Here is a 26,818-nt window from a genome sequence, read left to right as displayed (position 1 = left end):
ATTAGTAAGTAATGGCCTTGCCGGCATCAACTTCTCCATATCCATAATCTGCATCCCTGTTCTTAGGACCAAGATCTATTGAACTCCGACGGAGAATATCAGCAATCAAATGAGGAGATGACAGCTGTTTGTATTTACCATAGATCATTGCGGCTATAGCACTAACATGTGGAGTGGCCTGGCTTGTACCCGCAACCCAGCCAACAAGGAAATCGCCATTGTCTTCAAAACCTAAACCAAACACCCAGTCAAATACATAAGCCGGGGCGGTTACCGGTCCAACAGTTACATTACTTACGTCCAGATGCTCAGGATAAGAACCGCCTGATGCGGCGAAAGAAATAAAGTTCTTTCCCGTATTGCTAAATGATGCCGGCACATACAGGAATGTGTTGTGATTTTTTGCCCAGCCAATAGGCCCTGTAGCTGAAACAGCCAATACACCGATGCAGTTTGCAGGATAAGTAATAAAGTTCTTTTCCTGGTCATAATTTACACCGTCGTTGCCAGCAGCAGCTATCAGCGTAGCGCCAACGTTATTTGCAAATACAGTTGCCCTGTTAAGCGCAATTATAAGATCGCGAACATCTTTGTCGGGGCGAACAATAAAATCATCAGAAGGGTCATCCGGGGTTCCGTTATCGTCTTTATAGGCCTTAAGCGGCAACTCAGCACCAAGGCTCATGTTTATTATATTGGCGCCATGTGTTGCAGCAAAATAAATACCGTTGATCAATGCACTGAAAGGTCCGCTACCTGCGTCATCTAACACTTTAACCAATATAAGCTTGGCTTTAGGCGCCACGCCTACTATGCCTAAATTGTTGTCAATGCCTGCTATTATTCCCGCAACATTTGTTCCGTGACTAAAACCTTCAGAACCTTTGTAATCTATAGTTTCGCCGTCAATAAAATTTTGCTTAAGAATAATATTGTCCGCTATGTCCGGGTTTTTAGTTTGAAAGCCTCCATCCAGAACTGCAACCTTGGCCCCGGCTCCTTCATAACCTTTATTCCATGCGTTTGCTACTTTAGCCGCCTGAAGATCCCATTGTAAAAAGCTCCAGGGATTGCGGTTCAGCTTATCCGTATATTCTGAAGCGGGAGTGTTAGATACAGAATAACCTGAACTCTTCAAACGGGTTGGCAAATGCCATTGAGCAACCACGTCTACTACTACAGACTGCACATCAGCAACAGCCCTTGCTTTTTCCGGGAAAGTAGGATCAGGTGTTTGTACATGAATAAGACTTAACTCTTTAATGGATTCTTTTAAAACAAATTTTTTACATCCAAGATTAGTGAGGCTTGCAGCAATGTTTTCAAGTTTTGCCCCTTCTTTTGCGATTACGATAAAGCCACGATCATGTTTAAGGCCGGAGGTTGTACTTGGCAAACGCCAGTCAACCTTATCCATATCTTTTTTACATGAGGAGATAACAATTCCGACAAAAAGGACATAATACAGTAGTTGAATTTTTTTCATACAAACCAGTTTAATAAATGATTAATTGTAGAGAATAATCATTGGGAGGGATAAAAATGGCAGTTGATTTTTCCGTTCTGTTAGCTCTGATTCGTCAAGTGATTCACTTGTAATTGTGTGACTTATCTAACCAAATGTACAAAAAATAAAATGAGATTTGCAAGCGCATAAAGCTATTTAATGCAAGTATTTTTTGATGAATCTCATTGATGTTTCACAGCAAAAAAATAATTACATTTATAAACATCGTTGTCTTGTCAAACACCTAAAACAACCAGCTTGCCATGAAGAATTTTCTGCAACAATATTCAGAAGAAGTATCGGCCGAATTGCATCGTATTCTCAATTACTGGATGAAATATACCATAGACAAAACGGATGGTGGTTTTTACGGCAGCGTGAATAATAATAACCAGCCAAAACCTGGAGCAGAAAAAGGCATTGTGTTACATGGGCGTATTTTATGGACATTTTCAACTGCCTATAGCCGCGAAGCAAAAAAGGAATATCTTGAAATGGCGCAACGTGCCTATGACTATATAATGGCATACTTTAAAGATAACGAACATGGCGGTGTTTACTGGAGCGTAGATGCAAAAGGCAATATGCTGGACAGCCGCAAACAAATATATGGTGTGGCTTTTTGCCTGTATGGCATGAGCGCCTATTATGCAGCGTCAAAAAATGAAGCTGCATTGAACTTTGCCAAAGACCTGTTTTCACTCATTGAGAAGTACAGTTATGATTCTGTGAAGAAAGGCTATATGGAAGTTTTTACCCGCGATTGGAAAGATATTGACAATGCCAGCTCCATAGCAAAAAATGCCAAGCAAAAGAAAACAATGAATACGCATTTGCACCTGATTGAAGCTTATGCCAGTTTGTATAAAGTTTGGCCGGACGAAACATTAAAGCAAAGAATTGCAGGTTTACTGGAAGTATTTGATCTTTACTTTATTGATCACAACAAGTATTTTAACCGCCTGTTCTTTGATGAGAACTGGAAGGAACAGCCAGATGTAATATCTTACGGTCACGACATAGAATCCGCATGGCTGTTATTGCAATGTGCACAGGTGATCAATGATGCGCACTGGATAGATGTTTTCAAAGATTATGCGGTAAAAATTGCCGACGCCGTACACGTGGGCATTGGCAGTGATGGCAGCATTTGGTATGAGTATAACCCTGCCACCGGAAAAATAAATAAACAACGGGATTGGTGGCCACAAGCGGAGGGAATGGTCGGCTACATAAATGCCTATCAGTTAACCTGCGATGAAAAATACCTGCATCAGTCATTAAAAACCTGGTCGTTTGTAAAAGAGAAAATACTTGATCTTCAAAATGGCGAATGGTTCTGGGGCAGAAAAGAAGACAATAGCCTGGTAAACGCCGACAAAGCCGGCTTTTGGAAATGTCCCTATCACAACTCCCGTGCGTGTATGGAGGTGATGGATAGAAGCAGCTTTTGCCGCTGACACAGAGCTGTCAGCTGTCAGCGATCAGGTATCAGGTGTGAGGTATCAGGTATCAGGTGTGAGCGTCAATATGCTTCGGGCTGATCAGTCTTTTATTATCTTATACCTATTACCATCTTACCATCTTACCATCTTACTATCTTACTATCTTACTGTCTTACGGTCTTACTATCTTACTGTCTTACACGTCTTACACGTCTTACCTAATTCCATACTCCTCTATCTTCCTGTACAGCGTCGTCAAACCGATATTCATCAGCCTGGCGGCTTCAGTTTTATTTCCGCCGGTATGATTTAATACGCGTTGTATATGTAGTTTCTCAACGGCAGCAAGGTCGAAGGCCGAAAGAAACCTGGGTTCATGAACTTCCTGGAAATCAATTGGCAGATCATTTACGATAAGTTGGTGCCCGTCAGCCAAAATACACGCCCTTTCAATGATATTCTTTAATTCACGGATATTGCCCTTCCAATTATGGTTCTTCAATAATTGCAGAGCTTCTTTGTCGATACCTTTTATATTCTTACCCAACTTGTCGCTGAACATTTTTACGTAAAAAGTTGCGAAGAGCGGAATATCTTCCTTTCGTTCATTCAGCGACGGCAGGGTGATGGTAAACACATTTAATCTGTAAAAAAGATCTTCCCTGAAATGTCCGTTGTTCACCTCCTCTTCCAGGTTTCGGTTGGTGGCAGCTATTATGCGCACATTTGCCTTCAGCGTTTTTGTGTCACCCACTTTGATGTATTCATTGTTCTCAAGTACCCGCAACAATTTCGCCTGCAACTCCAGCGGCATTTCCCCCATCTCATCCAAAAAGAGTGTACCATTATCTGCCTCTTCAATCAACCCCTTTTTATCTTTTACGGCACCGGTAAATGCGCCGGCTTTATGTCCGAAGATTTCGCTTTCCAAAAGATCTTTCGTAAATGCGCTACAGTTAATCGCGACGAAATTCCCTTTCGTCCGTTTGCTGTTAAAATGAATGGCCTGTGCAAATACTTCTTTCCCGCTGCCAGTTTCACCCATCAGCAATACGGTCGCGTCTGTAGCACTTACTTTTTGCGCCATCGCAATCGCTTGTTTTATGGAAGACGAATTCCCCAGGATGGTATCGAAGCTGTATTTGCGGCCAACTTGTTTCTCCAGTTGCTGAATGCGTTTTTGCAATTGCGCCTTTTCTGTCGCACGGGCCAGCAAGGGAATGATTTTTTCATTGTCATCACCTTTAGTTATATAGTCAAATGCGCCGTTTTTGATAGCCTGCACCCCGTCGTGAATATTTCCGTAGGCTGTAAGCAGAATAGTTTCTATTAACGGGTACTGAGGTTTTATCTGCTGCACAAAGTCTACCCCGTTACCATCCGGTAATTTTACATCACACAGAATAACGTCAACAGGTTCTTTTTCTAATATTTTATGTGCAAGCTTAAGTGTAGGTGCCTCCAAAACAGTATAACCTTCAAGTGTAATGATACGTTTTAATAGTCCCCTCAATTTGTCCTCATCATCAATAATTAAAACACTGGCGTTCGGCATGAAACAAATTTTTATGCAATATGCTGGAAAATAGCGGTTAAAGGTAGCAAACATTCAATTGATGTTGCAATACGGTCTTTAAACATCCTTCACCCTACCCGGCAGCGGTAATACCCGTTAAATAATTAAAAACAGTGAACAACTACTTGACATTTTTGTTTGCAAATTGTACTTTTTATGATCAACAATTAAAAACAAATTTTATGCAAGACACTAACGCAACTTTCCCGGAAGATAAATCCAACGAAAAAGCCGCCGATACATTTAATGAAATGAAAGAAAAGGTAAAGGACGCTGCCGGCGATGCCAAAGACAAGGCCGAAAATGTGGCCGGAGAGGCCGCCGATAAAGCTGAAAGCACTTTTGACGAATGGAAAAACAAGGCTGCAGATCTGGCCGGCGACGTTAAAGAAAAAGCAACGGAAATAGCCGGTGATATCAAAGAAAAAGCAGAAGAAGTTTGGGAAGATGTTAAATCAGGTCACATTAAAGAGGAAATAGAAGAAAAACTGGACGACATTAAAGAAGGCGCCAAAAAGCTATGGGATAAATTAACAGGGAATGAAGAAACCGAAGATACTAAAGGGCAGGCATAAAAGTCAAATCGCATTCATCTGTAATGGTTCATGAGAAACGGATCCAGGCCTCAAAGTAGTTTTTGAACGCTCTCAGGAATAAAAAACAATCCGGCAGCTAATCATCAAATGATGATTGGAATATTTGTTGTGTGTAAAATGTTCACCCTATGATAAAGTCGTCTTAATACGATGAATGAATAATGGTGAAATAAAATGTCCCGGATCGTTGATCTTATCAGGAAGGAAATTCAAATAATTCAATTACGTTCTTTGAAGGATCTTCAAGAAGTATCTGTTTGCCTCGAACACCCTGTACAATTTTGTTTCTGAATGTGGCGCCATGTTTCTTAAGATCTTCTACCACCGACTCAATATTTTCTACCTGTAATTGAAAACGATTCCAACCTCCGGGTGCCGGCGGCGCTAAAAAATTACGCAAACGTTTGATTATTTTACCCGCACAAAAAATCCAAACCGCCCATCGCTCCTCTATTGTCAGACAAAACAGAACAACTTAAGGCTGGCTACGCTGAATAAGTTTTTCAAATCGTTATCAATTGTTATCCATAAAAGAAATAAGATCTTTTCAACCAATAGAAACCAAAAAGCGCGATCTCAATCAGGCTTTAAAATTTGAACCAATTCTACAAAACAGTGGATTTTAGAGCCTTTCAGAATGGGCTTAATAAAAAATACCAGCTATGCAATTCACGAGACAATAAATATGTCCAATCCGGATCCGGAATTAAGGTTGACCTTTCTTAAGTAAAAGGCAAGCGTTCTCCACTCTGTTCGTTGATTATATATGCGTTCAAATTATCGGACGGATTCCTCTTAAAAAATCATGGAAATACTCAGCAAAATATATCCAAGGTCTATGTCAACACGCCGGGAGCAACCTGACGATTTTTTAAATAAAACTCTATTTTTAGCAAAAAAAATTTATGCTGATTGATTACATTGGCTGGATAGGGTTTAGTTGTTGCACGCTCGCCTATTTATTATTAAACTTTCGATGCATCCCTTTTGATGGATGGCTTTTTCAGTTGCTCAATCTTATCGGCGGTGCAGGCCTGGCAATTAAAGCTTACAACCTTCACGACGGACCAAACAGCTCAGCAAACAGTTTATGGGGCCTTATTGCCATTGTGGGGATCATCAAATATTTTAAAAACAAAATGGATCAGGAAATTCCAAGTAAATTGTAGGCGGCAGCTTTATGTCGCTCTATTATTTTTTCATATTCTTTTCTCTCAGGAATAATACTTACATAAAAATAGGAGCCATCAACCAGCACAAAGAGTTTATCAGCCACTTCTTCAATATTTTTCACAGATAATATTTTTTCAGCGGTACACAATTCAATAAAGGCAGCCAGTTTGCTGCGAAGCGTGCTGCCGATATTGTAATACATTTGCCTGACTTTTTTATCTCTGAAGGAGAGTGCATAACAACTATAAAATAATCCGTCATCAAACAGGTTATTCCATTTTTTTGAAAATAAATTATCAATCAGTTTCTTAAGGTCCTGTAAAGTGGGCGTATTTGTGTTGTCCACATTGTAAATAAGCATATACTTGTCTAATATGTAGGTCACCAGGGCATACACTAATTCCTGCTTGTTTTTGAAATAATGCACAATGAGGCTGGGGTTTACGTTCATTACTTCCGCTATTTTCGCTATGGAGGTTTCTTCCAGTCCCTCTTTCTTCGCTACTTTATAAAAGGCTTTTATAATTTCTTTTTGCCTTGGTTCCTTTAAGCTTTTTCTTCCCATATTAAGTCTCTTAACATCGTTGATTACGACGATCCTGGTTTTGGATGAAAATACAGAATCTTACTAATTAACTCAAGTTTAATGTTTAAATAATGTTTTTTAACTGATAAGCCAATTAAAACCTAAGATTGGGTGATCATTTTTTGAGTATTTCAACCTTCAGGCAGACGTTTTCCAGACCTTCATTTTTCTACTGGCAGCTACCCGTTACATGTTTTTTTCTGCAATCTAAAGGGCTTTCCCGTATTTTTTTATTAAATGAACGTTCAATCAAACTAATTAATGATTTATTAATGTTCGAACATACCCAAAACACTCATTTTTGCATTCTGTTTACATGATGCGCTGGCTATAGTGAAGTAATATGTAGATAGTGAAATACCATAAACAAATAATCTGCTTATTCTTTCAAAATTTAAAAACTATCGTAAATCTCTAAAAATTAAACAATGCAAAAACTGTCTTTTGCGATTCTGTTTTACGTGTTGTGTATTTATGCCAGCGCTCAGAACGTAAAAATTACCGGCGTAGTGCGGTCAGCCAAGGATAGCAGCTTACTACAGGGAGTTGCTGTTACAATAAAAGGCACGAGTAACGGTGTCACCACCAATGAATCCGGAACCTATTCGATTTCCTGTCAAAAGAATGCCACCCTTATATTTAACTCATTAGGATATGAGTTAAAAGAGCTCCGGGTGAATGGAAACAATGTGGCAAACGTATACCTGCAATTGAATGGAAGCAGTGATCAGTTGCAGGATGTAGTAGTAAATGTTGGTTACGGAACCCGTAAAAAAAATGAGATTACCGGAGCTGTTGATCAGATCGCAGGACGCGTAATTGCAGAACGTCCGGTTGCCAATATACTGCAAGGATTGCAGGGGCTTAGCGCAGGTTTAAATATTACTTATTCAGGCGGTACACCGGGAAGCGTTCCCAACATTAACATTCGTGGACTTGGATCCATCAATGGAGGAGGCGGGTCTCCTTTAATATTGATCGATGGCGTTGCTGCCCAGACGGATGATCTATTAAGAATAAACCCATCAGATGTAGAATCCATCACTACATTACGTGATGGTGCATCTGCCGCTATATATGGAGCCCGTTCAGCATTCGGCGTGCTCATGATCGTTACCAAGAAAGGAAAATCGGGTGGCCGTCAAACTGTTTCCTACAACGATTATTTCGCTATATCGAAAAGAACAGTGATGCCTGAACCCATAACTGATCCGTTTATTTATAAAAAGGTGATGAAAACCGCTACCCAAAATACTCCGTGGGATTATGCCAGCTTTACCCCATGGGAACAAACCTGGGCCAAGCAACGGTCAGATGACCCATCGTCAGCACCAGAAGTAATGCCAAATCCTGATAATCCTACACAATGGGCATATATGGGTAATTACAACTTTAATAACTATTTCTTTAGTAACAGTAACTTCTCACAATATCACACACTTTCTTTCAGCGGCTCTTCTGCGGGAAAAACACCGATTAATTATTTATTATCGGCTGACTATACCAACGAAAACGGTCTGATCAAACTCACAAAAAACGACTGGAACAGGTATGGCCTGAGGTCTAATATCGGCATCAACCCTTTATCATGGCTGAAGATAGAAGACAATATGAGTGTTTATCAATTGGTGAAGGATATGCCTTCCTACAATGTAACCGATGTATATTATACGCAACCGGTTAACGTGCCTAAAAACCCTGATGGCTCCTGGGGAAATAATACTGCGGGTATTCTTGCAGCAGAATTAGTTGATGGGGGAAGAAATAAAGAAACGCGTTTTGGCTTCAATAATATTTTAAGAGGAACAGTAATATTATTGAACGGCGACTTAACGATCACCGGAACTGCCAGCAATAAACGGGAACTTTGGAATGGCTATTACTCCTATCTTCCCGTACAGGTTGGATATGGACCTAATGATGTAAGATCCGTTAATGCGCCGGGCTCTATTACCAATGTCAATGGAACTGTAAAACAGGACATTTATGACGTATTTGCGAATTATAATAAGACATTCGGATCTCATAATATTAAAGTTACCGCCGGCTACAACCAGGAGTATTATCAATGGAATCCACTATCTGTAAGCAGAAACCAGTTAATTTCTTCCAGCCTTCCATATATAGGTCTTACGCTGGGCACTAATCCAGGTATTACACAATCAGGTTTTGGATCTTCTTATTATGATTATGCTATCAGAAGTTATTTTGGACGGGCAGATTACACATTTAAAGACCGCTACATTGCTACTTTCACAGGTCGTAAAGATGGCTCATCAAGATTTCCGTCTAATGGACGTTGGGCATTTTCACCCGGCGTTTCCGGTGCCTGGGTAGTAAACAAAGAGCGTTTCTGGGATCCCATAGCTCCAGCAGTTTCTACCTTTAAACTACGCGCTTCTTACGCAAAGCAGGGAAATCAGTCGGTAAGCTATTATGGATACATCCAGGGGCTTGGATTAGGCACTTCAGGATATTTGATCAACGGTGCTGGTCAGCAACCCATTACCACTGTGCCTGGCCTGAATGTGGATCCAGACAATTACACATGGGAAAGTGTTGGTGTTCGCAATTTTGGAGCGGATTTAGGATTTCTCAACAATCATCTTAACGTTACGTTTGACTACTATGTGCGCAATACAACAGGAATGTTAGTACCATCGAAAGTTCTTCCGGCCGTTTTAGGTACTTCAGCTCCACAACAAAATGCAGCAGATATGTCTACCAAAGGTTGGGAATTTTCAGCCGCATATAATACCACGTTCACGGTAGCTGCTAAACCTTTTTCATTAAATCTGAAAGCGCAGGTTTGGGATGATAAAAGTGTAATCACCAAATATGATAATCCCCTGGGATTGTTTTCAGCTCCATATCGCCAGGGACAAACTATCGGGGAAATGTGGGGTTTGGTAAGCGATGGATTCTTTAAAAATACGAATGAAATAGCCAAGCTGGATGAGAGCGCCATCGTTCCGTGGGGAGCACTAAATATTGTACCCGGATGGCCCAGGTACATAGATCAAAATGGCGATCAGAAAATCACAAAAGGCACGAGTGATAAAGATCCTGGTGATTTACGCATTATTGGTAATTCAAGACCCAGGTATCGTTATTCATTCAATGTAAGCATGGCATGGAACAATATCGATGTGTCGGTATTCTTACAGGGTGTTGCTAAAATGGATTATTACCCTCATCATTATTTATTCTGGGGACCTTACCAACAACCTTATGCGAATATTTATCCCTGGAACCTTGATTTTTACAGAGAGACAGCGGCAACGGATGCAGAAAAAGCAACCTACTCCAATTCATACAATGCAGCGGGCCTGTCGAATGCAAATACAAACTCATATTACCCCGTGTTGCAGGCATGGCTTGCAGATAACAACTATGGTTCAGGCCTTGATATTCCGCAAACAAAGTACATGTTAAGCGCCGCATATCTGAGAGTCAAAAATTTAACTGTAGGATACAGTTTGCCACATAATGTGATCAGGCGATTAGGCATGCAAAAACTCAGGATATTTTTCACCGGGGAAAACCTGTTTGAATTTTCAAAGATTAAAAAATACGTCGATCCTGAAGCTATTGTCGATGGCTATGGCTGGGCATATCCATACCAGAGAAAATATTCAGTTGGTGTAAATCTTGACTTTTAATTACCGGTCATTAAAAAACATATAAATGAAATGGGCCTTAAGAATAATTCACTTAAAAAAATTATTTGGCCAGGCATATCAGATCATTAGAAATAATAAACAGATGAAAAAGTACATAACAATCATCACCACGTTTGTATTGTTGAGTTCTTGCAAGAAGGATTTTTTGGATCGCTATCCACAAACCATTATTTCACCTCAACTCTATTTTAATACAGAAAGTGACTTATCACTTTATATTAATGGACTTCTGGATCACCCCGGGTCATCCCTCTTCGTAAATGGAAATGAACAGGCAACAGATGATTATGCAACAACGGGCAACGTAACCATGAAAAACCTGATGGGTGGTAACGTGAGTTCTCAGAATACACCTAATAACTGGACATGGGGCAGATTGAGATCCATTAACTATTTTCTGGACAATTATGCAAAAGCCAATGTGCCGGAAAATACCAAAAATCACTACGCGGGTTTGGCCCGTTATTATCGTGCAAAGTTCTATCTAGACAAAGTAAAAAACTATTCGGATGTTCCGTGGTATAGCTACACCATTAACCCATCTGACTCCGCTCAATTATACAAGGCCAGCGATCCGCGCACCGCTGTAGTGGACAGCATTTTTGCGGACCTGGATTTTGCTGCCAACAATGTAATGGAGAAAGTTCCTGCAGGCACTCCCGGTCTTTGGGCTGTAAAAGCGATGTACGCACGTATGGCGTTGTTTGAAGGAACCTACCGTAAATATCACGCTGAATTGAACCTGCAAAGCACTGCTGCCAGATTTTTGCAAATGGCGCAGAAACAGGCAGGTGATATTATGGCCTCCGGAAAATTTACGCTGACTGCTAACTATGCCGATCTGTTTAACACTGCAGACCTCAGCGGAAATAAGGAAGTGATTTTAAATACTGCGTATGATGTTGCAAAAGGTGTATCCAGTTCCGGAAATTTTGGATTACTGGATTACGAGCAATCCCCTTCAAAAGATTTAGTGCAGACCTATTTAATGAAAGATGGAACGAGATATACGGACATTCCTAACTATCAGAAAAAACAATTTGTTGAAGAATTTCAAAACAGGGATTTACGTTTGTATGCTACATATATATACCCGGGGTTAGCAGTAATACCGGGCACCAAACCTTATGTGCAGAAACTAAACAACAATTTTACAGGGTACCATCAGTTGAAAGGATTTAATAATAATAGCACAGACGGCACAATTGTCAGCAGCGTTGACGTGGCAGCCATTCGCTATGCAGAAGTGTTACTGACTTATGCCGAGGCTAGTGCCGAGTTAGGAACAGTAACACAGGCGGATATTGATCAAACAATAGGCTTGCTAAGAACACGTGCCGGCATGCCTGCATTGAACATGGCAGCGGCAAACGCCAGCCCGGACGCAGTTTTAGCGGCCAAATATCCTGATGTTTCCGGAGCAAACAAGGGACTAATCCTGGAGATCAGAAGAGAAAAAAGAGTGGAGTTTGCACTGGAAGGCCAACGCTACAACGACCTGCTACGTTGGAACGCAGGAGCAACTTGTTTTGCACCATACGCACAAGGTCTTTATTTCCCCGGTCTTGGCCAGTATGACCTTACCGGAGATGGCATTGCGGACATTATTCTAATAAAAAAATCTGATGCGATACCGGCAGAAGCCGACAAACTGCAAAATTCACTAGGGCAAACGCTGATCTATTACAAAGCAGGATCCTTCGGAGATCAGGGCGTAACGGTTTATCTCCAAAATGGAGAGAATGGTGGCGCAATTGTAACAGGGCTTGCACCAAGAAACTTTGTAGCACCTAAGTATTATTATTTGCCCATACCGGTTTTGGAAATAACTCAAAACCCGAAATTAAAGCAACCTTTTGGCTGGGAATAACAAACATTAATCAACATAACAATATCAGGAAGTCGTTTCAATGGATTAGTTTTTGACATGCACTATTGCGCTGACTTTCTCTAACTATTGAAACGCTTCTTTATATAATTCCACATTATGGATAGAAAAAAATTTTTGACAAGCCTGCCGGCCTTAGCAACGTTGCCGTTGTCTGTTGGCGCGAATAACAGTTCAGCCCTAAACCCCAAAAAACCTGCTCTAACATTAGCACACATTACCGATGTGCATATACGTCCCGGAGACAATGCACCACAACGGTTTAAGGATTGCCTGAACAAAATAAAGGGGCTAAAAATTGACTTCTTTTTAAACACCGGCGATTCCATCAACGACGCATCGTACAGCAATGTAAAAAGAGAAAGCGTTACAGAGCAGTGGCAGATCTGGGATGATTGCCTCAAACAGATAAAGGGGTATGACATCTATAGTTGCATCGGCAATCACGATCCCTGGTGGGCAGCACCTGATACAAAAGATGAAATGTATGGGAAAGACTATGTAGTAAAGCGCCTGAAGATTCCGCACCGGTATTATAGTTTCACCCGCACTGGTTGGCATTTTATTGTATTGGATGGGAACAACACACACGACATCTCACTGGACGAAGAACAATTCAAATGGTTAGAGGCTGATCTTGCCAGTACGCCGGAGAATACGCCTACCCTGATAATGTCTCACTTTCCAACATTTGGAGCAACACCAACACTCGTGGGTGGCAATCACAGTGACCATAAAAAGCTGAAAGACCTTTTTTACAAACATAAAGACAAAGTACGTGCCTCTCTCAGCGGACACAATCATTTATACGACAAAACGTTTTACAATAACGTTTGGTATTGCTGCAATGGTGCGATGAGCGGATTTTGGTGGGGACAGGGTGACAAAGATTCGGCAGGACCAGGGTATTATTTTGAAACGCCACCAGGCTTTTCTATTTTGAAGTTATACGAAGACGGAGGATTTGAAAGCGAATACTATGCGCATAATCTCTAAGTGGAAATAGCTGCAATCAATAAGAACATTTTTTCATTGCCATTCCTCTTTAGTGAGGAGAGAAATCAAAATCTCAGATCAGAAGCACAACGGCAATGAATTAAAAACAACCCTGGCATTGACATCGATATTTTAGTGATCTCAATCAACAATGAAGATTACTAACAAATTCATCTCCGCGAAGATCCGGCTTCGCGGAGTTACTTTATCCCTTTCATTATTTTACCCATAGCGAGATGTATTCCAGTTGTTCACTTCTGTCCAAACGAAATTTTTGCAACTCTTAAAATTGGTGATAGTTTATTCCATCTTCCAGCAAAGCAAAATTTTGTTGCGTATCCTTCATCGTGTAGCACATCATCTCTAAAATTTGTTGATCATATCGGCCGTTTGGGCGATGCATTATACAAATACCGCGACTATTTTCTGCAGGTTGAATGCCTCATCCGTTTTTGATGAGGATTACCAATACAATATTTTATCTTCTTCCGCTTTACGGTTAAACCAACACATTATTGCTTAAATTTTATAACTTTTGATAGCCTAAATTCTGGTTATGGAAAAAATACAATTTTCCGAATTATTGTTGCAAAATGCAACATTCCTTAAAACACAAGCATTGAAGTTTACCCGAAATGCACAGGATGCAGATGACCTTCAACAGGAAACGCTCTGCAAAGCCCTGGAGTACCGGGACAACTACAAAAACGGAATAGATCTTCGCCCCTGGCTTTACGTCATTATGCGAAATATATTTATCAATATCTACCGGCGCAAAAAGAAGTCATTTCAACCACTCTATACACAAATAGAAAATCTGCAACTGGCAAACAGATTGGATAAAAGCTATTATATAGATACTTACTCCGGCACTATTTCATCTCAAATTGACAAATTGCCGGACAAGTTTAAAACGCCCTTCCTATTACACATGGAGGGCTATAAATATGCAGAGATTGCAAGTTTGCTGGATGAGCCAATGGGAACAATAAAAAGTCGCATTTTTTTTGCAAGACAACTATTGCAGAGTGTGCTCGAAAGAAGTTAAGTGTTACTAAAAGCTTGAACAGATACATGTTTTTTGGTTTAACTCGCCTTGTTCATTCCTGAATGAGGCTTTTTTGTTGATGAAATTCATGGTGTTCGATATGCTTCATGCCGTTCGACATGTTAGCGCAACGCATGTCGAACACCAGATTAAATGGAATTTCAATCCTTAATCAAGCTATAAATATTTTTTACCAGCCACGCATCAGTGTTGCAGGGGGATTAATATCCCTTTATATCTGTAGTCCGGGATGCCCTGCGGAACATCCCGGACAGCGGGAAATGGAAATTAATTTTGGGGAAATGCAAAGCTCCGCATTTCCGCGAGGCTTTTCACGAAACGATTTTCTATTCGCCTAAGGCTTCAATTTATAGCTTGCTTTAATCACAGCTTCATTCACCGCTTTAACTTTTTCTATCTCCATTTTTTCAAAAGCCCTGTCATAAGTAAGCAAACCATTCACCTCGTGCTCTACGTCTGTTGTCTGCGTATAAATAGCCACGCTCAGGCCTTTGTATTTCATTAACTGCTCTACCTGATCTAATAAAAAGACGTACCGTTCCGTTAGCCGTTGCTTTGTCGGTTCATAGGCATATGCATTATTCTCAACGGGCCACATATGATCACGAACAAATAAACCTACGCCTCCAAATTCGCCTAACGATGCAGCCCGGTGTTCATCCGGCACCGAGGCCTTATACGGCCCCACATAAATATGCGTATCAACATAATCTCCATTCCCGGGATCGCCATAAGCTTTTTGATAAGAAGGATTATTATTGAAACCGGAGTTACCATTCACAAGTCTTGACGGATCATATTGCTTCACCCAATCTGTAATCTCCTTCACATCAAACGCTCCCCAGTTTTCGTTGAAAGGCACCCAAGTGATAATGGATGGTGAATTGTAATGTTCGTCAATCAACAGTTTTAACTCTTTACGAAATTCAGTTCTTGTTGCGGCAGAATCTTCATGCTGATACCATATCGCAGGCATATCCTGCCAAACGAATAATCCCAGTTTGTCGGCCCAGTAATAAAAACGCTGCGGCTCGGTTTTCATATGCTTGCGGATCAGGTTAAACCCGGCCTTTTTGGTAAATTCAACATCAAACTTAAGTGCTTCTTCCGTCGGCGCGGTCAATATACCATCCGGCCAATAACCCTGGTCAAGCAAGCCAAGCTGCATCATAAAACTGCCATTGATCAACGGCCGTACGACGCCATTAACCTTGCCTAACTTAATATCGCGCATGCCGAAATAGCTTTTTACCTTATCAACATTTCCCTTCGCATCTTTTAAGCTGATCGTAAGGTCATATAAAAAAGGGTTATCCGGCGACCAAAGCTTTGGTGTTTTCACCGGCAGATAAAAATAGTTGCCGCTTGTTGATTCCGCTTGCGAAACAACGTTGTTTCCATCGAGTGCTATTGCTGATACTTTTCCCTCACCCTTAGTGGCTACTTGCACTTTCAGGCGACTATTAGCAAGATCAGGCAGCAGACGGATGTTTTCAATATATGTTTTGTTTACCGGCTCTAACCACACGGTTTGCCATATGCCTGAACAGAAAGTATAATCACCTCTTGGCCCGCTTTTGCCAGATGGAACACGCCCATCATTGAGATCCAGAACTGCTACTACCAATGTATTCTTACCATTCACTAAATATTGTGTTATATCAAAACTAAAAGCATCATAACTACCGGCGTGAGTGCCTGCTTTATGTCCGTTTACAAAAAGTGTTGCCTGATAAGCCACTGCTTCGAAGTGAATAATGACCTGCTTGCTTTTCCATGCGGAAGGAATTTCAAAACTGCGGCGATACCACATGTTGATCTCCTGGGGACGTTGAATACCGGACAATACAGACTCGGGACAATAAGGAACCAGGATCTGTTCCGCTTCGCTATCAAATGTTATCGCTTCTTTTGGATCCAGTGCGTTGGCAACATTTTTTCCCCCTCTATAATCCCATTTGCCATTCAGGCACATCCAATCGTCGCGCTGCAATTGTGGTCTTGGATATTCTGAAAAAGGCACCGTAGCATCCATCGCAGCTTTTGTCCATTGCGTTGGCAAAACTGCTGTCTGGGCAAATGGACCAGTACAATTGAGAGCAATGTAAAGTAAGGTGAATGCAGAGCGAAGAAAGTTTTTATTCATGATTGAGTGGTTGTCAAAAAGGTAGTGAACAGTATATTTATTTGTCTTCTCAAAAAGGCAAAAGATACCAATATCTCTGGTTTAGAGATAAATTATTTAAGATTAAATAATCAATGTCGCTTAGCTAAGCAGGCATCGTATAGTCTCTGGGATTCTGTGTGTCTGCTATGTGCCACTCCGGCGGAGCTCCCTGTTTGTAGAAAATCAGAATTTTTAAATGTCATCAGACTCCGGCAGAGTCTCCTGTAATGCTTAACCGGTAGCTCCTACCGGAGCTGGTCGATCTTTTTTTTCTTTCTACAAACAGGATGCTCCTACGGAGCAACACCACTAAAGCATCTTAACTAAACGACATTATGCTTTAGCTGACGGACAGTGGCTTATCTTTTAAACCGGGCTTTAGCCTAAAAAATGGATTGCGGGCTAAAGCCATATTCAATTAGTTTCGTTTCCCGTCAGCTAAAGCAGACGGCAATGAATTAAGCTTCAAATCCTTCATCGACACCTCAGGAACAATCTCCTAAAGTTGGCAATGCTTGCATAACTAAACGGCATTGAATTGCAATTGTAAACTTTTCGTATGTTTATACATAAGAACATATAGTTTAGCAGGCAATCTGCTGAGCTTTTTGCCATAAGAATTCAGGACAGATTTTTCACCTTTAGCACAGGAGTTTTCCTGCTTTACGCGTTGGCAACAGGATAGATTTTGATTAGCAATACACTATATCAGGGGTATTTGCGCAATATGTAATAAATTAAATTATAAACAAGAACATTGCTTCATGAGAAGGCTTATATCTATATTGCTTGTTGCCTTATTGTTGTTTGCCGGCTTCTACCATTATTCAACAGCCATTGATTTACTTCCTGATGTAAAGGAAGCATACAATGCTTTACCTGCTTCACCAGATTATAACATGGACGTAAAACCTATTCTGTCTGATAAATGTTTTGCCTGCCATGGGCCCGATAAAGCTAAACAACAGGCAGGTCTGCGGTTGGATATCGACAAGTTCGCTTATGGCAGTTTACCGGAGGACCCGGGCAAAGTGGCAATAGATCCCGGAAACTTAGAAGGCAGCGAAGTTTTTCACCGTATCTTGTCAAATGATCCGAAGTATATGATGCCTTCACCCGAATCGCACCATACCCTTACAGCACAGGAAAAAGCGGTGCTGATCAAATGGATTGAAGATGGTGCGGTTTACAAACCCCATTGGGCTTTTGTAAAACCCGTAAAGCCTGAGATACCGGAAGCAGATGGCATTATAATCAACCCCATCGATAATTTTGTATTAGCCAGGTTAAAACAGCAAAAGCTGGAACCGTCAAAAGAAGCAGACAAGGAATTACTGCTGCGCCGTGTTACACTTGATCTTACAGGGCTACCGCCTACCCTGTCCGAGATAGATAATTTTGTAAATGACAATGCTCCTAATGCTTATGAAAAACAGGTCGACAGATTGCTCGCATCCCAACACTATGGAGAAAAAATGGCAGTTGACTGGCTGGATGTCGCGAGATATGCCGATTCACATGGATATACTGTTGACAGGGTCAGAGACATGTCACCGTACCGCGACTGGGTAATCAAGGCCTTCAATACCAATATGAGCTATGATAAGTTTATCCAATGGCAACTGGCCGGCGATCTGATGCCCCACCCAACCCGCGATATGATAATAGCCACAGCGTTTAATCGCAACCATCCGCAAAACATGGAGGGAGGTATTATTGAGGAGGAATTCCAAACCGAATATGTTGTAGACAGAACAAATACGTTTGGCAATGCAATACTGGGCATGTCTGTAGGATGCGCTAAATGTCACGATCATAAATTCGATCCGATATCCCAGAAGAATTACTATGAGCTGTTCAGTTTTTTCAACAATATAAAAGAAGCCGGCCAGATCTCTTTTGACGACGCCCTGCCTACACCAACATTGCTGCTGCCGACTGCAGAAAAAGAAAAGCTCCTCCTGTTCATCAATAACAACATCAACAATGAGCTTAAAAAACTTGCTGCAACCGAACGCAACGCTACCATAGGCTTTGATAAATGGATGAATGACGGAGGCTACAAAAAACTATCTGAAGATAAAGTTCCGCGTACCGGTATACAGGCTTTTTACACCTTTGATAAAGGAAGCCTGGTCAATAGCATTAATCCCAAAGATATAGCCTCAATGAAACGCGAAACCGGTCAACCGGGAGATAAAGCAGTGCTTGAGGAGCGGGGTAGCGGCAAAGCCATTGTACTTAATGGTGACACCTGGCTTGATCTGAACAAGACCGGCATTTTCAGGCGGTCGCAGCCTTTTACCATAGGCTTATGGGTAAACATTCCAAAGCAGCTTACCGAGGGCGTTATTTTTCATAAAAGCACCGCCGAGCGTTTGTATAATTTTAAAGGATACCATCTTTATTTGAAGAACAACAAACTGGAGCTGAATATGGCGCATACGGCCCCGTCAAATGCTATTACCAGAGTGAGTATTAATGATGTAGCGCGCGATAAATGGATACAGCTCACTGTTACTTACGATGGTTCGTCAAAGGCTGCCGGTCTTAAATTATATATGGATGGCCTTGAATTACCCATGGAGACCACGATGGATGAGCTTACCAAAGACATCCTCTTTAACGGAGGCGGCCCGGGCCTGCAAATAGGCGCCTGGTGGCGTGGCCGTGGCTTTAAGGATGGCAAGGTTGATGACATTACCGTTTATAACCGGGCATTAACTCCATATGAAATTAAGATATTAGCTCAAAAAGCAAACTGGTCGGAAATTACATTCAAGAATAAAGCGGCATTATCGCCTGATGATTTAAATAATTTAAGGGCTTATTATGTTTCAGCCATCGACCCAAATGTACAATCCGAGGAACAAAAATTAACCGCATTGCGGACCCAACTATCAGATTCGACAGAGAATATTGATGAAGTAATGGTGATGCGGGAAATGGCCCAACCTAAAAAAACATTCTTGCTAAAACGGGGCAATTATGATATGCCCGGGGAGCAGGTTTATCCAAATACGCCGGAGGCTATTTTACCTTTTGATAAACACTTGCCTAAAAACAGGTATGGCCTGGCACAATGGGCAACCAACCCCAATAATCCACTGGCTGCAAGGGTTGCTGTAAACCGTTTTTGGCAAAACTTTTTCGGAACGGGTATAGTAAAAACTGCTGAGGATTTTGGCAACCAGGGCGAAATGCCAAGTCATCCCGAGCTGCTGGATTGGCTGGCTACAACCTTTATTGAATCGGGCTGGGACGTAAAGAAGCTCAATAAAATGATTGTGATGTCAGCCACGTACCGTCAGGATTCCCGCGCAAGCAAAAAGTCCGTAGAAAAAGACCCAGACAACCGTTTCCTTTCACATGGCCCGGCTTATCGCATGCAGGCCGAAATGATCCGCGACAATGCGCTTTTTGCAAGTGGATTACTTAACGCAGAAATAGGCGGCAAAAGTGTGAAACCCTATCAGCCTGAAGGCCTTTGGGAGATTAACAATACTACGTATAGCGCAGACACCGGCAGATCTGTTTACCGGCGCAGCTTATACGTGATCATTAAGCGTTCGGTGCCCAACCCAACATTGGCAACCTTTGATGCCACGGCACGCAGTTACTGCATCATGCGGAGGCAAAAAACCAACACGCCCCTTCAGGCATTGGTAACCCTTAATGATCCAACCTTTGTGGAAGCGGCCAAGGTAATGGGTGAGCAAATGACCCGGATCCCCGACAGCCGCGAAGCCATCATTACAACTTACCGTAAGCTTACCGGGAGAAGGCCTATGCCAAACGAAATAAATCTGCTCTTAACCATGCAACAGGCTGAGCTTAAAAAGTTCAGGCTGCATCCTGAAAAGCAGGCCGGCTGGCTTAATGCAGGGCAATATAAAACAGATAAAACGCTGGATAGCTCTATGATTGCCGCCAACTCGGTGGTTGCCAGTACTATCATTAATTCAGATGCATCACTAACTAAAAGATAATTGTATGTCTGATTTTCATCATGATGATGAGTTTAGGCTCAATACACCAGAATTTAACGAGCTCAATAAAAGGCTCGACCGAAGGAATTTTTTAACCAGGACCTCATTAGGTATTGGGGCGTTGGCGCTGGGTTCATTGTTCGGCAACAGTTTATTTGGCGGCGCCTCCAAAGCGGAAGTTGCTGCTACCGGCGACCTGGAGGCCGATATATTAAGGGCCTTGCCTCACTTTGCACCAAAAGCAAAAAGGGTGGTTTATTTGTTTCAAAGCGGCGGTCCATCGCAATTTGAAACCTTCGATTACAAACCCATGCTTGCCAAAATGATGGGTCAAAACCTACCGGATTCGGTGCGGAAAGGGCAACGGCTTACCGGTATGAGCGCCAATCAAAGTGCATTACCTGTAGTACCATCATACTATAAATTTAACCAGCATGGCCAAACCGGCACATGGATGAGCGAGTTGATGCCGTTTACAGCAGAAGTTGTTGATGAGCTATGTATCGTAAAATCGATGCATTCAGAGGCCATCAATCATGATCCTGCTATTACTTTTTTTCAAACGGGTAATCAGTTACCCGGCAGGCCTTCCATTGGATCCTGGGTAAGTTATGGGCTTGGGTCTGATAACAATAACCTGCCAACTTTTATTGTGCTTGTTTCCAAAAACGGACAGAAAGATCAGCCGCTTTATTCGCGGCTATGGGGTAACGGTTTCCTGCCATCTAAGTTCCAGGGAGTGCAGTTTAGAGCGGGGAAAGATCCGGTGTTATTTCTCAATAACCCTGATGGATACGATGGTGAGGACCGTAAAGAAATGCTGGATTATCTGTCAAAACTAAATCAGCTGCAAAACGCTGCTTACGGCGATCCGGAAGTGGATGCCCGTATAGCGCAATATGAGATGGCCTATCGTATGCAAACCTCCGTACCGGACGTGTTGAGCACAGCAGATGAACCAAACGAGATATTTGAAATGTACGGCCCGGATAGCAGGGATTCCGGCACCTATGCAGCCAACTGTTTACTTGCACGTAAGCTGTTGGAAAAAGACGTAAAATTTGTGCAGCTGTATCACCAGGGCTGGGATCAGCACACCAGTCTTCCATCAGGCATAGCAGCGCAATGTAAGGCAACAGACCAGGCGACCGCGGCGCTAATTAAAGATCTTAAACAACGGGGGTTATTGGAAGATACACTGGTGATATGGGGCGGCGAATTTGGCCGTACCGTGTATTCACAAGGCAAGCTTACACCAAATGATTACGGCCGTGACCACCATCCGCGTTGTTTTACCATGTGGATGGCGGGCGCGGGAGTTAAGCCTGGTGTAACCTATGGCGAAACGGATGACTTTAGCTATAACATTATAAAAGACCCGGTGCATGTACACGATTTCCAGGCCACACTCCTGCACCTCATGGGTATAGATCATGAACGGCTTACCTACAAATTTCAGGGCAGGCGTTTCAGACTTACAGATGTGGAGGGAAAAGTTGTAAAGGATATATTAAGTTGATACTATAACAGAGATTCATGGAAAGTTCGAGCAGGAAATTTGTTACACGGAGAAACAGCCAGAGAAGACACAGAGTACCACAGAGCTTTTGCGACAATTATATTTTATAACGTTTGAAATCGACAACTCTTAACTGAACCACATTGATATGACGCTAGGCAACATCACTACATTTTCGGGCCATTTGCATCCGCTTGTTGTGCATCTGCCAATTGGTTTTATAATACTGGCAGCAATTCTCAACCTTTTATCCTACAGGAAAAAATACGAGAATTTAAAGCCAGCCGTATCAGTAACATTATTTATTGGATTTGTATCAGCAGTGCTAGCCTGTTTATTGGGTTACATATTATCCATATCCGGCGATTATGACAAGACTGTATTAATCAACCATAAGTTGTCTGGTATTGCCCTTGCAATTATTTCAGGTGTGTTATATTATTTGTCTACGGAAAAAGTGATGCTTGAGGTACACATTCCGCGAAAACTATTCTCCGTTTTACTGATCAGTCTTATAGCGCTTATGAGCTATAGTGGTCATCAGGGCGCAAGCCTTACGCACGGTAACGAGTACATCAGTATGCGTACACTAATGCAGCAGGTGCGTGAAAAGCCGGCAAGCGTTCAAAGCGCCATGATATTTGAAGATGTTGTCGAGCCTATATTACAGAATAAATGTGCCCAGTGTCACCAGGGTGGCAAACGGAAGGGAAAATTATCGGTCGATAACCTGCAAGCATTATTAAAGGGTGGCAAGAGTGGCCCGGCGATCGTTCCCGGAAAATTAGCCGAAAGCGAACTATATAAGCGTGTCACCCTCGATCCTGAGCACAAAGATTATATGCCCGCAGACGGCAAACCACCGCTTTCAAAAAATGAGATCGAGATAATTAAATGGTGGATAGAGAAGGCCGGTGCAGTGGAAGGTAAAACGATGGCACAGTTAAAAAACCCGGACTCTATACAAATGCAGGTAGGCACCTACCTGGGCTTTCATCAACCTGATAATGGAACCAGTAACGACGAAATGAGTACTCAGGCTGTCAATCCTGATATCCCAATGCAGACAGACACTTTGGCGATGGCGCGCTTAAGAACAAAAGGATTAATGGTAAGGTTGATGTTAAATAAGCCGGTGATGCTGGACATTACACTTCCGGCCAATTCGGGCGTGAAAATGTCAGAGATCAGCAACGATCTGATGGCGTTGGCCAAAAATGTTATCTGGCTAAACCTGTCCGGCAATAACTTTACGGATAGCGATCTGCACATTTTAAAGTCATTCGTTAATCTTGAAAAATTACGGATAGAAAATAACCCGGTTACAGATGATGTGAGTAATAATCTCGAATTACTTAAGCACCTCGAAGCCGTTAACTTAAATAAAACTAAAATAACAGATGTGGCCGTGGCCAACCTGAAAAAAAATCCTTCAATAAAAAGAGTTTACACCTGGGGCACGGCAGTAAAGCAACCTGGCTAATATAAATAACGTTGACAGTTGAATGCCGGTCCATTTATGGGTTGTGCCACATTAGCAATGCGCTTTGATTTTCAAAAAAAATTCCGGCATATAGCATCCTGAACGAATCGGTGAGATCTATAAAGCACCTGATTAATACAACAAAGCTTTTGAGTATATTTTGAATGAAAGTTCCTGGCCAGCGAAGAATGCTGAGAAGGAAAACGTGACTTAATCTTGTTATCTTCCGTCAATCTTTGTTAAGTTCTTTACACTAAAGCAAATTCAAAAAACTATATGACGAGGTCAAAAAAGATATGCCTTATCACGGGTGCTAGTAGCGGTATCGGGCATGCAATTGCAGAATCACTTAAAAATGATGATGCCTATCAGCTGGTTGTTACTGCACGCCGGATCGATCGCCTGAATGCTTTAAAATCAGAGAATGTTGACATTATCGCAGGCGACATTATGTTGCCTGAATTTCAGCATGATCTTGAAAAACATATAATGGAGAAGTATGGTGAGTGTCATTACTTGTTCAACTGTGCCGGCTCTATTGAAGTTGGCTCTATTGAAGAAATTGATATCGAGAAAATGGTCGCAATGATCCGCCTGAATGTAGAAGCCACCTTCAGATTAACGTACGCTTTTTTGAAAATATTCAAAAAACAAGGTTTGGGACACGTTATTAATTTCAGCAGTGTACTTGGAACAAAGGTGAGGCCCACTGCAGGAGCATATGCTGCTTCGAAGTTTGCAATGGAAGCATTGTCAGAAGCGCTTCGCATGGAATTAGCTGGCACGGCAGTTCGTGTATCATGTATTGAACCCGGCTTAGTGGTAACCGAATTACATAAGAATTGGCCTGTGCATCCCAAAGACAGCATGAATATCAAAGAACCATTAACCACGGCAGATATCGTGGATGCTGTTCAATTTATTATACGGCAACCCGCACATGTAAATATTCCAAAGTTAATGATGCTCCCAAGGGATCATGTTATTTAATCCCTAAAGCTGTTCGACCTTTTGGCGTAGCGCATGTCGAACTATAAATCAAATTGACTATTAATCAATAGCGACATAAGGTATTTTCCACCTTACTACTATGGCATGCTATTCGGAACAATAAATAGCAAATTGCCAGGGCCATCCATCGCTACAAAGTAGTGAACGGACGTATCGTTTGTCCCCTGATTTATTTGCTGATCTTTCGGGTAATGAACTGACTGTGGAAAGCTGTTTATGTGCCGTAATACATCCCAATGGCCAATTGACCGGAGCATTAACGTGTGCAAAAAGTTATTGGTTGAATGCCCTCATTAACATTCACAATAGTTATCAGAAAACGTTCCGTTCACGGCAACTATGCTCCTTATGCTGATCTTTTGACCATCCTCCATTTCCAGATATGGCGCGTTGGCGGTGCCGTTGATCAACCGTATATATCCGCTCGCCCTGGTGAGACCATTATCATCGAACAGCAGATCGGCCCTTTGTTTTTCGTTAAAACAAACCGTCAATATTTGCAGGAACGAACCGTTTTGCCCAAGTGTTGATCTGCGATCCATGAGTGAGAGATTTTATTGCGTTTTCGGATGTAAAGCTAGAACATTTGGAGTTAACGCAAGAAGCACAGGCTATTCGGTATTTTAGCGCATCACATGTCGAACCAGAGACTAAATGGATTTCCAATTTCTTTATCAGGACTTACGGTCATTTTTACTTTAATCGCACATCAACATTTAACGGGATTAACATCCCTATTTATCTGTAGTTCGGAATACCCTGCGGAACATCCCGAACTGCGGATTACTTGCTCTGTGCTATCTCTCCAAATCTAACCTGTATATTATTACCGCCCTCTGTCCTTGGAACGGAATTAACAGCCCCAACCTTCATTTCATCAAATTCGTACAGAGAAGGCCAAAGCGTTTTAGGCCAGGCGCTTTGAACTTTGCGCCAATGCACCCCATAATCATCGCTTACTGACATATTGCTTGAGTTAGATGTAACGATCAGGCTACCATTTGAGCAACTTAAAATATAAGGTCCGCCCAGCTGGTCAGGAATAACATTGCCCAATCCTTCCGGCCAGTTGATGCCGTCGTTACTGATCTTGTAATAAATATTGCATTTTTCAGGACCACAAATTTCATAGACCACTATAAATTTTCCATTCTTCATTTTTGTCCAGACAGGCATTCCTGGCCTGGAAGCATTATGACCTTTTTCATACGCAACCCAAATCTCTTTGCCCCAGGTAGCGCCGCCATCATCAGATATCTTCTGAGAAATGATCTGGCTGTAAGAGGGATTTTCTGTGACATGAATTTCGTTGGCATACATCACTGATAATTTACCATTATCCAGCAAGTACAAATGTGGTTCATAAACGCCTTTATCCGGTTTACCCAACTCACCCCGCTTGCCTTCGTTTTTGTCAATTATGCTAATCCGTCTCCATGTTTTGCCTGCATCGCTGCTTTTGTATACGGGTAAAAGATAAGACTCCTGCCATCTAACGGAACGGCAGGCGAGCAGGATCGATCCATCTTTGCTCTGTATCATTTCCGCATTATCAAGATCGCGACCATGATCTGTAATAACTGCGACCGGCTCCCAATGCTGACCATTGTCACCGCTTTGGGCAACTTCAAGCTCAAGGCCACCGTCCGGATCTTTTGCATAACCATTGTTTCTTGAGACTGTGTAAGCAGCAAGCCACTTACCATTTGTAAGATGCAACAAGCGTGCATATTGCGATCCGTACAAGCCATGCTTTCTTCCATTGGTACCGCCAGCTTCAGAAACCTTACCTGAATCTGTGAAAACAGGAATGTTATTAATAAGCACTTGTTGATTCCAGTTGATTATTGTTTGCGACTGGGAAAATGCGCCTGTATTGATTGCTATAATGGCAATCAATAGAACAGCTTTTAATTTCATGTTGGACAATGTTTGCATTGATAAAAACTATCGACAATAGTAACGTTAGGCAATTTAATTTAATCAAGAATAGTGAGCTATTCCCATGCAATCCCGAAGGGCAATGTCATTAAGTCAAGGATGATTCGCAGGTGTTGCTCCGTAAGAGCATCCCGTTTGTAGAAAGAAAAAAAATAGATCGTTCAAGCTCCGTTAGGAGCTACCTGTCAA

At 41.9% G+C, this 26,818-nt stretch carries 18 protein-coding genes; 11 read left to right on the top strand and 7 right to left on the bottom strand.

All coding sequences use genetic code 11. From position 1 onward, the window contains the following. Nucleotide 1: 1 nt before the first annotated feature. Nucleotides 2-1,486, bottom strand: a complete 1,485-nt coding sequence (locus QTN47_RS02690; RefSeq protein WP_369327773.1) for a S8 family peptidase — start codon at nucleotides 1,484-1,486, stop codon at nucleotides 2-4. Nucleotides 1,487-1,770: 284 nt separating this feature from the next. Here QTN47_RS02690 and QTN47_RS02685 point away from each other — a divergent pair, with 284 nt between their 5' ends. Then, nucleotides 1,771-2,967, top strand: a complete 1,197-nt coding sequence (locus QTN47_RS02685) for an AGE family epimerase/isomerase (RefSeq protein ID WP_369327772.1) — start codon at nucleotides 1,771-1,773, stop codon at nucleotides 2,965-2,967. A gap of 199 nt (nucleotides 2,968-3,166) precedes the next feature. Here the strand turns inward: QTN47_RS02685 and QTN47_RS02680 are convergent, their stop codons facing one another. Then, nucleotides 3,167-4,507 carry a sigma-54-dependent transcriptional regulator gene (locus QTN47_RS02680; protein ID WP_369327771.1) on the bottom strand — a complete coding sequence of 447 codons (1,341 nt, stop codon included), beginning with the start codon at nucleotides 4,505-4,507 and terminating at the stop codon, nucleotides 3,167-3,169. A gap of 203 nt (nucleotides 4,508-4,710) precedes the next feature. Here QTN47_RS02680 and QTN47_RS02675 point away from each other — a divergent pair, with 203 nt between their 5' ends. After that, entirely contained in the window at nucleotides 4,711-5,103 is a 393-nt protein-coding gene (locus tag QTN47_RS02675) for a hypothetical protein (protein WP_369327770.1), read from the top strand. 217 nt (nucleotides 5,104-5,320) lie between these two features. Here the strand turns inward: QTN47_RS02675 and QTN47_RS02670 are convergent, their stop codons facing one another. Then, complete coding sequence (locus QTN47_RS02670; RefSeq protein WP_369327769.1) at nucleotides 5,321-5,524, bottom strand: VOC family protein; 204 nt, start codon at nucleotides 5,522-5,524, stop codon at nucleotides 5,321-5,323. Nucleotides 5,525-6,029: 505 nt separating this feature from the next. On the opposite strand from QTN47_RS02670, the gene QTN47_RS02665 reads away from it, so the two are divergent. Continuing rightward, the gene (locus tag QTN47_RS02665) at nucleotides 6,030-6,293 is read left to right on the top strand and encodes a CBU_0592 family membrane protein (RefSeq protein ID WP_369327768.1); all 264 of its coding nucleotides are present in this window, start codon (nucleotides 6,030-6,032) and stop codon (nucleotides 6,291-6,293) included. Here QTN47_RS02665 and QTN47_RS02660 read toward each other — a convergent pair. Then, the gene (locus tag QTN47_RS02660) at nucleotides 6,269-6,862 is read right to left on the bottom strand and encodes a TetR family transcriptional regulator (protein WP_369327767.1); all 594 of its coding nucleotides are present in this window, start codon (nucleotides 6,860-6,862) and stop codon (nucleotides 6,269-6,271) included. The two genes, QTN47_RS02665 and QTN47_RS02660, sit on opposite strands and share 25 nt — an antisense overlap. A 449-nt stretch (nucleotides 6,863-7,311) precedes the next feature. On the opposite strand from QTN47_RS02660, the gene QTN47_RS02655 reads away from it, so the two are divergent. The 4 genes from QTN47_RS02655 to QTN47_RS02640 all read left to right on the top strand — a co-directional run bounded on the left by QTN47_RS02655 (nucleotide 7,312) and on the right by QTN47_RS02640 (nucleotide 14,498). Then, on the top strand, nucleotides 7,312-10,545 hold the full coding sequence (locus tag QTN47_RS02655) for a SusC/RagA family TonB-linked outer membrane protein (RefSeq protein WP_369327766.1): 3,234 nt from the start codon (nucleotides 7,312-7,314) through the stop codon (nucleotides 10,543-10,545). A gap of 103 nt (nucleotides 10,546-10,648) precedes the next feature. After that, nucleotides 10,649-12,436, top strand: a complete 1,788-nt coding sequence (locus QTN47_RS02650) for a RagB/SusD family nutrient uptake outer membrane protein (protein ID WP_369327765.1) — start codon at nucleotides 10,649-10,651, stop codon at nucleotides 12,434-12,436. A gap of 117 nt (nucleotides 12,437-12,553) precedes the next feature. After that, a complete protein-coding gene (locus tag QTN47_RS02645) occupies nucleotides 12,554-13,450 on the top strand; it encodes a metallophosphoesterase family protein (protein WP_369327764.1) in 897 nt (298 codons plus the stop codon). A 556-nt stretch (nucleotides 13,451-14,006) separates the two neighbouring features. Further along, nucleotides 14,007-14,498, top strand: coding sequence for an RNA polymerase sigma factor (locus QTN47_RS02640; protein ID WP_369327763.1), 492 nt, complete (start codon nucleotides 14,007-14,009; stop codon nucleotides 14,496-14,498). A gap of 355 nt (nucleotides 14,499-14,853) precedes the next feature. On the opposite strand, the gene QTN47_RS02635 is transcribed toward QTN47_RS02640, so the two are convergent. Next, nucleotides 14,854-16,665 (bottom strand): glycoside hydrolase family 2 protein, encoded by a 1,812-nt coding sequence (locus QTN47_RS02635; protein ID WP_369327762.1) that lies wholly within the window; start codon nucleotides 16,663-16,665, stop codon nucleotides 14,854-14,856. A 785-nt stretch (nucleotides 16,666-17,450) separates the two neighbouring features. On the opposite strand from QTN47_RS02635, the gene QTN47_RS02630 reads away from it, so the two are divergent. The 4 genes from QTN47_RS02630 (at nucleotide 17,451) to QTN47_RS02615 (ending at nucleotide 24,667) form a co-directional block, all read left to right on the top strand. Next, complete coding sequence (locus tag QTN47_RS02630) at nucleotides 17,451-20,675, top strand: DUF1553 domain-containing protein (protein ID WP_369327761.1); 3,225 nt, start codon at nucleotides 17,451-17,453, stop codon at nucleotides 20,673-20,675. Between the two features lie 4 nt (nucleotides 20,676-20,679). After that, the gene (locus QTN47_RS02625; protein ID WP_369327760.1) at nucleotides 20,680-22,194 is read left to right on the top strand and encodes a DUF1501 domain-containing protein; all 1,515 of its coding nucleotides are present in this window, start codon (nucleotides 20,680-20,682) and stop codon (nucleotides 22,192-22,194) included. A 148-nt stretch (nucleotides 22,195-22,342) separates the two neighbouring features. Continuing rightward, nucleotides 22,343-23,677 (top strand): c-type cytochrome domain-containing protein, encoded by a 1,335-nt coding sequence (locus QTN47_RS02620; RefSeq protein ID WP_369327759.1) that lies wholly within the window; start codon nucleotides 22,343-22,345, stop codon nucleotides 23,675-23,677. Between the two features lie 276 nt (nucleotides 23,678-23,953). Then, a complete protein-coding gene (locus QTN47_RS02615) occupies nucleotides 23,954-24,667 on the top strand; it encodes an SDR family oxidoreductase (RefSeq protein WP_369327758.1) in 714 nt (237 codons plus the stop codon). 314 nt (nucleotides 24,668-24,981) lie between these two features. Here QTN47_RS02615 and QTN47_RS02610 read toward each other — a convergent pair whose 3' ends face one another. Next, on the bottom strand, nucleotides 24,982-25,230 hold the full coding sequence (locus tag QTN47_RS02610; protein WP_369327757.1) for a hypothetical protein: 249 nt from the start codon (nucleotides 25,228-25,230) through the stop codon (nucleotides 24,982-24,984). A gap of 241 nt (nucleotides 25,231-25,471) precedes the next feature. Next, the gene (locus QTN47_RS02605) at nucleotides 25,472-26,608 is read right to left on the bottom strand and encodes a sialidase family protein (protein ID WP_369327756.1); all 1,137 of its coding nucleotides are present in this window, start codon (nucleotides 26,606-26,608) and stop codon (nucleotides 25,472-25,474) included. Nucleotides 26,609-26,818 lie beyond the last annotated feature (210 nt).

Source organism: Danxiaibacter flavus, from assembly GCF_041060425.1.
GTDB lineage: Bacteria > Bacteroidota > Bacteroidia > Chitinophagales > Chitinophagaceae > Danxiaibacter > Danxiaibacter flavus.
The sequence above is the reverse complement of the archived record's forward strand: the minus strand, read 5'-3'. Positions and strand labels throughout refer to the sequence as shown.

What these genes read in the sequence shown, in the direction of transcription:
- QTN47_RS02690 (WP_369327773.1), bottom strand. Translation starts at nt 1,486, where the DNA reads ATGAAAAAAATTCAACTACTGTATTATGTCCTTTTTGTCGGAATTGTT.
- QTN47_RS02685 (WP_369327772.1), top strand. Translation starts at nt 1,771, where the DNA reads ATGAAGAATTTTCTGCAACAATATTCAGAAGAAGTATCGGCCGAATTG.
- QTN47_RS02680 (WP_369327771.1), bottom strand. Translation starts at nt 4,507, where the DNA reads ATGCCGAACGCCAGTGTTTTAATTATTGATGATGAGGACAAATTGAGG.
- QTN47_RS02675 (WP_369327770.1), top strand. Translation starts at nt 4,711, where the DNA reads ATGCAAGACACTAACGCAACTTTCCCGGAAGATAAATCCAACGAAAAA.
- QTN47_RS02665 (WP_369327768.1), top strand. Translation starts at nt 6,030, where the DNA reads ATGCTGATTGATTACATTGGCTGGATAGGGTTTAGTTGTTGCACGCTC.
- QTN47_RS02660 (WP_369327767.1), bottom strand. Translation starts at nt 6,862, where the DNA reads ATGGGAAGAAAAAGCTTAAAGGAACCAAGGCAAAAAGAAATTATAAAA.
- QTN47_RS02655 (WP_369327766.1), top strand. Translation starts at nt 7,312, where the DNA reads ATGCAAAAACTGTCTTTTGCGATTCTGTTTTACGTGTTGTGTATTTAT.
- QTN47_RS02650 (WP_369327765.1), top strand. Translation starts at nt 10,649, where the DNA reads ATGAAAAAGTACATAACAATCATCACCACGTTTGTATTGTTGAGTTCT.
- QTN47_RS02645 (WP_369327764.1), top strand. Translation starts at nt 12,554, where the DNA reads ATGGATAGAAAAAAATTTTTGACAAGCCTGCCGGCCTTAGCAACGTTG.
- QTN47_RS02640 (WP_369327763.1), top strand. Translation starts at nt 14,007, where the DNA reads ATGGAAAAAATACAATTTTCCGAATTATTGTTGCAAAATGCAACATTC.
- QTN47_RS02635 (WP_369327762.1), bottom strand. Translation starts at nt 16,665, where the DNA reads ATGAATAAAAACTTTCTTCGCTCTGCATTCACCTTACTTTACATTGCT.
- QTN47_RS02630 (WP_369327761.1), top strand. Translation starts at nt 17,451, where the DNA reads ATGAGAAGGCTTATATCTATATTGCTTGTTGCCTTATTGTTGTTTGCC.
- QTN47_RS02625 (WP_369327760.1), top strand. Translation starts at nt 20,680, where the DNA reads ATGTCTGATTTTCATCATGATGATGAGTTTAGGCTCAATACACCAGAA.
- QTN47_RS02620 (WP_369327759.1), top strand. Translation starts at nt 22,343, where the DNA reads ATGACGCTAGGCAACATCACTACATTTTCGGGCCATTTGCATCCGCTT.
- QTN47_RS02615 (WP_369327758.1), top strand. Translation starts at nt 23,954, where the DNA reads ATGACGAGGTCAAAAAAGATATGCCTTATCACGGGTGCTAGTAGCGGT.
- QTN47_RS02610 (WP_369327757.1), bottom strand. Translation starts at nt 25,230, where the DNA reads ATGGATCGCAGATCAACACTTGGGCAAAACGGTTCGTTCCTGCAAATA.
- QTN47_RS02605 (WP_369327756.1), bottom strand. Translation starts at nt 26,608, where the DNA reads ATGAAATTAAAAGCTGTTCTATTGATTGCCATTATAGCAATCAATACA.